The organism is Methanohalobium sp. (assembly GCF_046546175.1).
Lineage (GTDB): Archaea > Halobacteriota > Methanosarcinia > Methanosarcinales > Methanosarcinaceae > Methanohalobium.
The window spans coordinates 1-9,493 of the sequence record NZ_JBKGYF010000065.1 but is presented as its reverse complement, the minus strand read 5'-3'; the positions used below and the strand labels follow the sequence as shown (position 1 = coordinate 9,493).

The 9,493-nt window shown below is 37.2% G+C and carries 14 protein-coding genes; 12 read left to right on the top strand and 2 right to left on the bottom strand.

What is annotated here, in order from left to right:
• The first annotated feature begins 210 nt into the window (after positions 1–210).
• The 12 genes from ACLFMM_RS07490 to ACLFMM_RS07435 all read left to right on the top strand — a co-directional run bounded on the left by ACLFMM_RS07490 (position 211) and on the right by ACLFMM_RS07435 (position 8,719).
• On the top strand, positions 211–519 hold the full coding sequence (locus ACLFMM_RS07490) for a hypothetical protein (protein WP_410808106.1): 309 nt from the start codon (positions 211–213) through the stop codon (positions 517–519).
• Between the two features lie 15 nt (positions 520–534).
• Positions 535–1,059: a class I SAM-dependent methyltransferase gene (locus ACLFMM_RS07485; RefSeq protein WP_410808105.1), complete on the top strand. Its 525-nt coding sequence runs from the start codon at positions 535–537 to the stop codon at positions 1,057–1,059.
• A gap of 75 nt (positions 1,060–1,134) precedes the next feature.
• Positions 1,135–1,332: a hypothetical protein gene (locus tag ACLFMM_RS07480; protein ID WP_410808104.1), complete on the top strand. Its 198-nt coding sequence runs from the start codon at positions 1,135–1,137 to the stop codon at positions 1,330–1,332.
• A 168-nt stretch (positions 1,333–1,500) separates the two neighbouring features.
• Positions 1,501–2,916, top strand: coding sequence for a D-aminoacyl-tRNA deacylase (locus ACLFMM_RS07475; protein WP_410808103.1), 1,416 nt, complete (start codon positions 1,501–1,503; stop codon positions 2,914–2,916).
• Between the two features lie 49 nt (positions 2,917–2,965).
• Positions 2,966–4,069 carry a cell division protein FtsZ gene (gene ftsZ / locus ACLFMM_RS07470; RefSeq protein WP_410808102.1) on the top strand — a complete coding sequence of 368 codons (1,104 nt, stop codon included), beginning with the start codon at positions 2,966–2,968 and terminating at the stop codon, positions 4,067–4,069.
• 190 nt (positions 4,070–4,259) lie between these two features.
• Positions 4,260–4,469 carry a protein translocase SEC61 complex subunit gamma gene (locus ACLFMM_RS07465; protein ID WP_410808108.1) on the top strand — a complete coding sequence of 70 codons (210 nt, stop codon included), beginning with the start codon at positions 4,260–4,262 and terminating at the stop codon, positions 4,467–4,469.
• A 4-nt stretch (positions 4,470–4,473) separates the two neighbouring features.
• Positions 4,474–4,944, top strand: coding sequence for a transcription elongation factor Spt5 (locus ACLFMM_RS07460; RefSeq protein WP_410808101.1), 471 nt, complete (start codon positions 4,474–4,476; stop codon positions 4,942–4,944).
• A 72-nt stretch (positions 4,945–5,016) separates the two neighbouring features.
• A complete protein-coding gene (locus ACLFMM_RS07455; RefSeq protein WP_410808100.1) occupies positions 5,017–5,496 on the top strand; it encodes a 50S ribosomal protein L11 in 480 nt (159 codons plus the stop codon).
• Between the two features lie 156 nt (positions 5,497–5,652).
• Entirely contained in the window at positions 5,653–6,294 is a 642-nt protein-coding gene (locus ACLFMM_RS07450) for a 50S ribosomal protein L1 (RefSeq protein ID WP_410808099.1), read from the top strand.
• Positions 6,294–7,337 carry a 50S ribosomal protein L10 gene (locus ACLFMM_RS07445; RefSeq protein WP_410808098.1) on the top strand — a complete coding sequence of 348 codons (1,044 nt, stop codon included), beginning with the start codon at positions 6,294–6,296 and terminating at the stop codon, positions 7,335–7,337. Before ACLFMM_RS07450 ends, ACLFMM_RS07445 begins: the two co-directional genes overlap by 1 nt.
• A 120-nt stretch (positions 7,338–7,457) precedes the next feature.
• Positions 7,458–7,781 (top strand): 50S ribosomal protein P1, encoded by a 324-nt coding sequence (gene rpl12p, locus ACLFMM_RS07440; RefSeq protein WP_410808097.1) that lies wholly within the window; start codon positions 7,458–7,460, stop codon positions 7,779–7,781.
• 524 nt (positions 7,782–8,305) lie between these two features.
• Positions 8,306–8,719 carry an HIT family protein gene (locus ACLFMM_RS07435; RefSeq protein ID WP_410808095.1) on the top strand — a complete coding sequence of 138 codons (414 nt, stop codon included), beginning with the start codon at positions 8,306–8,308 and terminating at the stop codon, positions 8,717–8,719.
• An 8-nt stretch (positions 8,720–8,727) separates the two neighbouring features.
• Here ACLFMM_RS07435 and ACLFMM_RS07430 read toward each other — a convergent pair whose 3' ends face one another.
• The gene (locus ACLFMM_RS07430; protein WP_410808107.1) at positions 8,728–8,949 is read right to left on the bottom strand and encodes a TPR end-of-group domain-containing protein; all 222 of its coding nucleotides are present in this window, start codon (positions 8,947–8,949) and stop codon (positions 8,728–8,730) included.
• Positions 8,950–8,973: 24 nt separating this feature from the next.
• The gene (locus ACLFMM_RS07425) at positions 8,974–9,435 is read right to left on the bottom strand and encodes a tetratricopeptide repeat protein (RefSeq protein WP_410808094.1); all 462 of its coding nucleotides are present in this window, start codon (positions 9,433–9,435) and stop codon (positions 8,974–8,976) included.
• Positions 9,436–9,493: the final 58 nt, after the last annotated feature.

Genomic DNA, 9,493 nt, shown 5'->3' with positions numbered 1-9,493 from the left:
TATCCAGTCATCATATTTCTGACTAATCTTGCTCCAGTATCGGCTCTCTTCTTATCTTCTTTTTATAGTGTCAAAATCCTTATTAAAGATAAACATGTTATATCTAATATATTGTATTTCTTATAATCTAAATTGTTGCTGATATAAGGGACATTTTAATAACTCATAGTGTTTGGAGGCTATAGTATTAACAAAAATACAATTTTGAATTTGATTGTTGTTGTAATACTGGCTTTTTCTGTTGCATTGATTTCATATTCACTGCTTTCAATTGATGATAAATCAGGTTATGTTGTGGGTAATATCACAGCTGTAAATGAAAAAGGTGATAAATTCGCGGTAACCGTTGAAGATGCTGAAGGTTATTACGAGGATGAAATAGGTAACCAGGCAGGTTTTGGGATAGAAAATTTTACGATGGTTGATACCGAAATCGTGACGGGTAAAAAGGTCAAGGTAAACTATGCTGAAATCGATGCTAGGATAACAGCTACCAGAATTGAAGAATATGGTAATTAACCACTGGAGTTTTTCATGAATCTTAGAAATCATATAAGTGATAAGGTTCCTGAACATTTGCTGGGAGATGTTCCAAAAAGGTTTGATATCATAGGAGAAATAGCTGTATTATCAATTCCTGATAATCTTGATAATTATAAATTTGATATTGCTAGGTACATTACTGGAATCCACAGGAATTTAAAAACAGTTCTCAATAAAACAACTAAAGTTGATGGCGATAAAAGAGTAGCAAATTTTGAAATTTTGTTTGGAAATGATACAATAACAATTCACAGGGAATATGGTTTCAGCTACAGAGTCGATGTAAGTAAGGTGTTTTTCAACAATCGTTTGTCCTATGAGAGGCAAAGGGTAGTATCAAAAATAAATCCACACGAAAAAGTTCTGGTCCCCTTCTGTGGAGTAGGTCCATTTGCGATTCCTGCAGCTTTTCATAGTTTTGAAACTGTGGCAATAGAGAAGAACCCGGAGGCTTTTAAGTGGTTGCAGGAAAACGCTCGACTTAATAAAGTTAATAATAATATGATATTGGTCTAGGACGATATTGCAAATCTGTCATCTATCCTTGACATTTATGATTTTGATAGGGCTATAGTACCGACTCCATATGGTATGGACTATATCCTTGCGAATATATCAGGATTTGTTAAAAACGAAGGTTTTATTCATTTTTATACCTTTAAACCGCAATCTGAAATTCCTGAACTAATTGAAAAGCTTATAACAATGGGTCTGAAGGTTGATTATTATCGAAGGTGTGGAAATGTAGCACCTGGTGTTAGTAGATGGGGTTTAGATCTTAAAAAATAGATATAATAATTTTATATCCGACCACTTTTTTTATTTATGGCAGTATAACTATAGAAATTGTCCTACGAAACTTTTATTTAAACGTTATCATATAATCTCGTAGGAATTATCCATCTGGATTTTCCATGGTATTCATCAATGATAAACAATAGAAATCAGCAGATTGATATGAAAAACGAACCCAGTATAACAATTATCTGTTCTTTAGTAGATAAGGCAAGTCAGAATATCAAAGACCATCTACTGGCATCTGATAACTGGCATCAGATTAAATATCCTGAGGTACTGAAGACTTCAGGTATCTGTTCTATCTATGAATCCAGTGGTTTTAGGATAGTGGAACTGGACAAACATCATATCCATTCAGATGGTATTGATAAAAAGCTGCATGGATATGGATTTACATCCACCCTTCTCATTTTTGCATCCAAACATCGAAGTAAAGATGAGCGCAGATTATTAACCACACATTTTACAGGTAATACTGGGACTGCTGATTATGGAGGAAATCCACATAAACTGGCAGTTACAGCTCCATATGCCATGCGGTCGATTCTGACTAATATAAAAAAACTGTCAGAAAACATGGATTATGAGGTATCCTTGGAAGCAACACATCATGGTCCATCTGAACTAATTACACCATCTGTATATGTTGAAATCGGAAGCACAGAAAATCAATGGGTTGACCCTGAACCAGGAAGAATAATAGCTGATGCAATATTATCAGTTGAACCCAATAACTGCGCACAATGTCCGGTTGCTTTGGGATTTGGTGGAGGACATTATGCCAAAAGACAATCAAAACTGTTGTTTGAAACCAATATTACCTTTGGACATATCTTCCCGGATTACCAGTTGGAAGATGTTGATATAAATATAGTCAAGCAGGCGATTGATAAATCAAATCCTGATTTTGTTTATTTTGACAGAAAATCAATGTCAACTAGAGAACGAAATCGAATAATGGATATTGTGGAATCACTGGGAATGGATATTTTGCGGGAAAGTGATATAAGGGAAATGAGCGGAGTTTCTTGGCAGTTTTTCAAACAGTTGTACGAAAAAGCAATGGATATCTGCCCTAATGGAAACCTTAAATTAACTGACAGATTTAAAAACAAAATACAAACAATGGACTTCAAAGATTTATCGGTTGAAGCTGCCATTATAGATGAAAATTTATTAAAAGAAGCAGAAAAAAATGATAAAATCCACCTTAATAATTTTTTACAAAATCAAGGGATTGCATATATTGAAAATGCAAATGGAACACTTGGTAATGTAATACTGGACATCAACAGAAACAATGTTAATACAATGGCAAATGAACTGGTCAATGAATGTATAATACTCATCAAGAAAAATCATGAAATAGAATATTCGCCAGAAGGAAATGTATTATATATTGTAAAGAAAAGATTTAATTCAGAACTTGCCCGTGAACTCGGTGTTCCTGATGGTCCCATGTTTGGAAAACTTGCAAAAGGACAACCAGTTACTGTAAATGGAAAATATATAGAACCTGAAATGGTATATGAGATCGACAGAAAATCAATTAATTTAAACACAATGATTACTTAAATATATGACATAATAGAATTTATATTTCATCATATCGGAGGATACAAACATGGATTCCATAGTAGAAGAAGCAATGGCACGTTCTGCACATGAAGAACGGACCAATTCTAACAACCTGGAAGGAAATAACATCAATGCTGAACTTGAGGAGATGTTAAATCAGTTACAGACAAATATCAAAGTTATAGGCTGTGGAGGAGGAGGCTCCAACAGTATTGCACGTATGCTGGAAGAGGGTATACAGGGTGCAGAACTTATTGCTTTGAATACCGATGCACAGCACCTTTTAAACACAAAAGCCGATAATAAAATCCTTATCGGTAAAAAGAAGACCAAAGGTCTGGGTGCAGGAAGCCTCCCTCAAATAGGAGAGGATGCGGCACTTGAAAGTGTAGAAGACCTCAATCAGGTGGTACAGGGCAGTGATATGGTTTTCATCACAGCAGGGCTTGGTGGAGGTACCGGTACAGGGTCAGCACCTGTTGTAGCAGAGGCAGCACGTGATGCAGGTGCACTGACAATCGCAGTAGTATCGTTGCCGTTTGGTGTTGAAGGAGAAGTCAGACGCACCAATGCAGAAGCAGGGCTTGAGCGGCTGCGTGATGTTGCCGATACAGTTATAGTGGTACCTAATGATAAGTTGCTTGAAGTAGTACCAAGGCTCCCACTCCAGGCGGCATTTAAGGTTTCCGATGAAGTTCTTATGAGGGCAGTTAAAGGAATAACAGAATTAATCACAAAACCAGGACTTGTTAATCTGGACTTTGCAGACGTCAGAACCGTCATGCAAAACGGCGGTGTTGCAATGATTGGTCTTGGAGAATCCGATGATGAAAATAAGGGTGTTGAATCTGTTCAGAAAGCACTCAGAAGTCCGTTGCTTGACCTTGATATATCAGGTGCAACATCTGCCCTTGTTAATGTCGTCGGTGGTCAGGATATGACTGTATCAGAGGCTGAAAGTGTGGTACAGGAAGTATACAACCGTATCGATCCAAGTGCCAGACTTATATGGGGTGCACAGGTCGATCCTGAACTTGAACAGACAGTGCGCACAATGATAGTAGTAACAGGTGTCAAATCACCCCAGATATATGGTCAGGGGAGCGCACAAAATGTAACCCGCAGATATGGTATTGATTTTGTAAAATAAGGTATTGGTGTTCATCTACCAATACTTTTTTATTTTATAGCTTCTATCACTGAATCGAAAACTATTTTATGGTAGATTTTATTTACTACCACCTACCATTCTAGCTCATCAAAGCGTCATAGTTTTAAATATTTGTATATCCATCAATAACATTTGTATTTATAATAAAACATAAGTGGTTGTGAGTAATTTGGCAGACAACAAGCTTAATATGGACAAAATAAATGTTAACCCTCGCCAGACCCTTAAGTCATATCTCAGGGTGTTGAAGTTAACGAAAAAACCATCCAGAGAGGAATTTTTGACAATTGCAAAGGTTGCAGGTGCAGGTGTTCTGGCTGCCGGGTTTGTCGGGTTTGTGATTTATATCCTGATGACAGAAATACCGCAGTGGGTGTAACTTTATGGGTGAAGATGGTGATGAAGGCGCTATATTTGTCGTGAAAACTACTGCCAACCAGGAGCGTTCAGTTGCAAATATGGTTGCACAGGTAGCAAGGAAGGATAAACTTGATATCCGGGCTGTTATTGCTCCTGATGAACTCAAGGGTTATATACTGGTCGAATCACTGGATTCCACTACAGTAGAACTGGCAATACAACGAGTGCCGCATGCAAAAGCACTTGTCAAAGGTCAGTCCAGTATCGATGAAATTACGCATTTTCTGACACCAAAACCAACAGTCACTGGAATCACAGAAGGCACGATTATAGAAATTACATCAGGACCATTCAAAGGCGAAAAAGCACGTGTAAAACGTGTGGATGAAGGCCACGAAGAAATAACAGTTGAACTGTTTGATGCAGTTATCCCTATACCTATAACAATCCGTGGTGACACGGTAAGAGTCTTGAAGAAGGAAGAAAAAATTTAAATTCAATCAATCTTCATTTTCAGTTTCAATTAATCAGATAATAACAATCCAATTAAAAATGGTGATATTAGAATGACAAATGTTGTTGAAGCATTGGTACCAGGAGGCAAGGCAACACCAGGACCACCACTGGGTCCTGCACTTGGACCACTGGGTATCAATATAAAAGATGTAATAGCGCAGATAAATGAAAAGACAAAAGAATACAACGGAATGGATGTTCCTGTAAAAGTCATCGTTGACGATGACAAAAATGTTGAAGTAGAAGTAGGAACACCACCGACCTCTGCACTTATTATGAAAGAAGTGGGAATCGATAAAGGTTCAGGCGATGTTTATGGTTTTGTTGGAAATCTAAGTTTGGATCAAATATTAAAAATCACACGTCTTAAAAGAGATGATGTTCTTTCATATTCATCTAAAAACGCAATGAAAGAGATAGTAGGTACCTGTGTTACAATCGGAGTTACAGTTGAAGGAATGAGCCCTAAGGATTTCCAGAAATCAATTGACCAGGGAAATTTTGATGATGCTATAGGAGCTGAAGAGTAAATCTTCAATTCAAATTGACCGCAAGCTTTAAAATAATTGCTCCAATACTGTAGAATCTATTATGGTAAAATAGAGATAGATGTTTTGTCTATTACTCTATTGTTTTATAAAACCGTAGGAGACCGAAACGGTCAAGATTACTACGGGAGGGTATAAATGGCAGACCAAAGTACAGTAGATGCTGTTAATAAATTATTGGAAGAATCACCAAATCGCAACTTTCCTGAAAGTGTGGATTTGGCGATAAATCTGAAAAATATTGATTTGAGTAAGCCCCATAACCGGGTTGATAAGGAGATCATGTTACCGCATGGTCTTGGTAAGTCGAAAAAAGTCTGTGTTTTTGCAAAAGGTGAAGTAGGACTAAAAGCAAAAGAAGCAGGCGTAAAGTATGTTTATTCAGATGAAGATATTGATGACCTTGCATCTGATAAAAAGAGGGCGAAAAACCTGGCAAAAGAATGCGATTTATTTATCGCCGAAGCTCAGTACATGCCTAAAATAGGTAAATCACTAGGTACTGTTTTAGGACCCAGAGGGAAAATGCCAACTCCTTTAACACCAAATAAGGATATTGCCGACCTCATTAGAAGTTCTCAAAATTCAATCCATGTAAGGTCAAAGGATAGACCAAGTTTTCATGTTTCAATCGGTAAAAGAAATGAGGACCCTGAAAAACTGGCTGACAATATCGATGCTGTTATAACCGGGGTTGAAAACACCTTGGAGAAAGGAAGACAGAATTTGAGGTCGATTTATGTTACTACTACCATGGGTAGTTCTGTGAAGGTGGTATGATGGAGGCAGCAGCGGAGGAAGTACATCACACTGAGCACGTGCCTCAATGGAAAATTGAAGAAGTTGAGGAAATTAAAAAACTTATCCAGTCATATTCATTGTTTGGTATTGTTAGTGTAAGCGGTATTCCTGCAAAACAGTTACAGGTCATGAGAAGAGAACTTAAGGATATTGCTGTTTTGAAAGTATCCAGAAATACCCTTGTAACAAGAGCACTGGATGAATCTGGTGAACTTGCTCAGGATATGAAAGATTATGTTGATGCACAGATTGGATTAATATTCACAAATGAAAATCCATTTAAAATCTATAAAATACTTGAAAAAAGCAAATCACCATCACCAATAAAACCAGGTGCAGTTGCACCTAAAGATATTGTGGTGGAGGAAGGACCAACCGGATTTCCGCCGGGACCAATTATCGGTGACCTTCAGGCTGTGGGAATACCGGCAGCTATAGATTCCGGGAAAGTGGGTGTTAAAGAAACAACCACGGTTGCCAAGGAAGGAGAAGTTGTCTCGCAAAAACTGGCTGCTATGCTAAATCGTCTTGAAATATTCCCTGATGAAGTGGGACTTGATCTCAAGGTTGTGGCATATGACGGATCCATCTTTGTCTCGGATCAGCTGGCGATTGATATAGGTCAGTACTTCTTTGATTTCACAACGGCTGCACAGCAGGCGTTCAATCTGTCTGTTAATGCCGCTTATCCAACAACTGCCAACATCACTACACTTATCTCAAAGGGTGTTTCAGAAGCAAGGAACCTTGGAGTCAACGCAACCATCATGGAACCACAACTTATGGATACATTCCTGAGCAAAGCACAGTCACAGATGATGTCTGTTGCACAGATTGTGTATAATAGGGATGAAAATGCAGTTGATGAGAATCTGAAAGAAGCACTTTCATCAGCATCAACAGCACCTCAAAAAGCAGAGACAGAAACAGAAACTACCACAGAAGAGGAAACAAAGGAGGAAGAAGAGGAAGAAAATGAAGAAGAGAGTGGTATGGCTGGATTCGGTTCACTCTTTGGCTAAATCTTCCTTTATTCGGATAAAATTTAAAACCTAAAAACAAATTATGGTAAATCATTGATTTACAAAATATTATATAATTTGACAATGTAGGTTAACGCTAATAAAATTCAGGTGATTTAAATGGAATATATATATGCAGCACTTTTATTACACAACGCAGGAAAAGATATAACAGAAGAATCAGTAAAAAATGTACTTGATGCAGCAGGTATTGAAGTTAATGATGCACGAGTGAAAGCACTTGTTGCAGCACTCGAAGATGTAGATATCGAAGAAGCAATGTCACAGGCAGCTTTCGCAGCCCCAGCAGCTGCAGGTGCAGCACCATCGGGCGAAGGCGGTGGTGCGGCTGAAGAAGCTGCAGCTGAAGAAGAAAAAGAAGAGGAAGAAGAGGAAGAATCCGAAGAAAGCGGAATGGCTGGACTCGGTGCACTCTTTGGCTAATTCCAACTGCACAACAAAATAAAAAAATAGGCCATTGCTCGCAAACTCTTTGCGGGCATTTTAATTTTTCTAGACTTAAATGAATTACTGGATGAATCCAGAAAACCAATTTAACGATTCAGGTTTTTTATACTGGTTCTAAACTGTTTTTTCTAGTGGCGGATGAAAAAAGAAGGACAGCTTATTGTCATTAGACCAGATGATGATAGGATAGGATAATATACATACAAATAAAAAAGATTCCACTTTTAATAGTAACATCTGCAACTTTCCTAAAACTCTCATCTTCCATCGCTACATTCGTCCCCATATTTATGTTCAAAAGAAATAATGGTACACTTCTAAATAAAAACTTATTGGTGTTTTCTACATTCGTCCCCATATTTATGTTCAAAAGAAATAATGGTACACTTCTAAATAAAAACTTATTGGTGTTTTAATAGCTGGTAGAGAGTATCAAATAAGTTTGTTCATCTGGCAATCATTTATATACTCCATTACTATAATTTAAGAACGGTGATAGTATGGAGTGTTTATTTTGCAAGATAATTTCAGGAGAGGTACCAGCAAGCAAGGTTTATGAAGATGAATTGGTTTATGCATTTCTGGATATTGCACCATCTTCAAATGGGCATACTCTGATAATGCCGAAAAAACATGTAGAGCGGTTCAATGATATGTCACCGGATGATGCTGCATCGTTTTTCAAAGCTGTCAATAAAATTGTAAAGGCAGTTGAAAATGGAGTTTCTGCAGATGGTTCCAATGTAGGATTGAACAACGGTAAGGTTGCAGGTCAGGAAGTTCCTCATGTGCATGTCCATGTTATACCAAGATATGAAGATGATGGAGGAGGAGGTATGAAGTCGATAGTTCATACAAATCCGGAAACAGATAATTTTGATGAGATAGCAACCAGAATCTGGGAAGCTTTTTGATATTTATATCAGTTATTAACCAGTAATTTGAAATTTTTATTGTTTCTTAGTTTTTCAAAGTCAATATCCTGTTTTGCCCTTTCTTTATAGTAACTGTCATATCCGATTGCAAATTCTAGGTAAAGAAGAGCTTTATCGATTTCATTCATTAATGAATATACACATGATTTATTGTACCAGGCATTGGCATATTTTGGATTAACATTTAAAGCTTTATTTAATTGTTCCAGATATGTGTCAATTCCTTTACCGGTTCATACCATTTCAACTTTAGGATTTAGCTCAAGGTATTTATTGTAAGCTTTTAATCCCTCGTTATATTTTCCCATTTTTGTTAGAACAATTCCCTCGTTAAACCATACATTTGTATCATGGGGATTCAGTTCCAGATATTTATTATAGGCATCCTGTGCCCTGTCATATTGATTCAGGTTCTCCAGGACGGTACCTACACCAAGCCATGTAACTTCATCTCCAGGGTTTATTTCCAATGATTTATTGTAAGCTTTTAAGGCTTTTCCATTTCTTCCCATGTTTCTTAAAATGTTACCTTTTCTTGCCCAATAATACCCGTTCTCCGGATTTAATGCAATGGATCGGTTGCAGGACTTCAGGGCATCTTCATATTGGTGAAGTCTATTCAGGATGGCGCCTTTACAGTACCATGCATCCTGATTATCTGGGTTCAATGTAATAACTTTATTAAATGCTTTCAAAGCGAGACCATCAAATTAGCTTTTCGTTTTAAAAAAGTAACTATTTTTTCATCTTTGC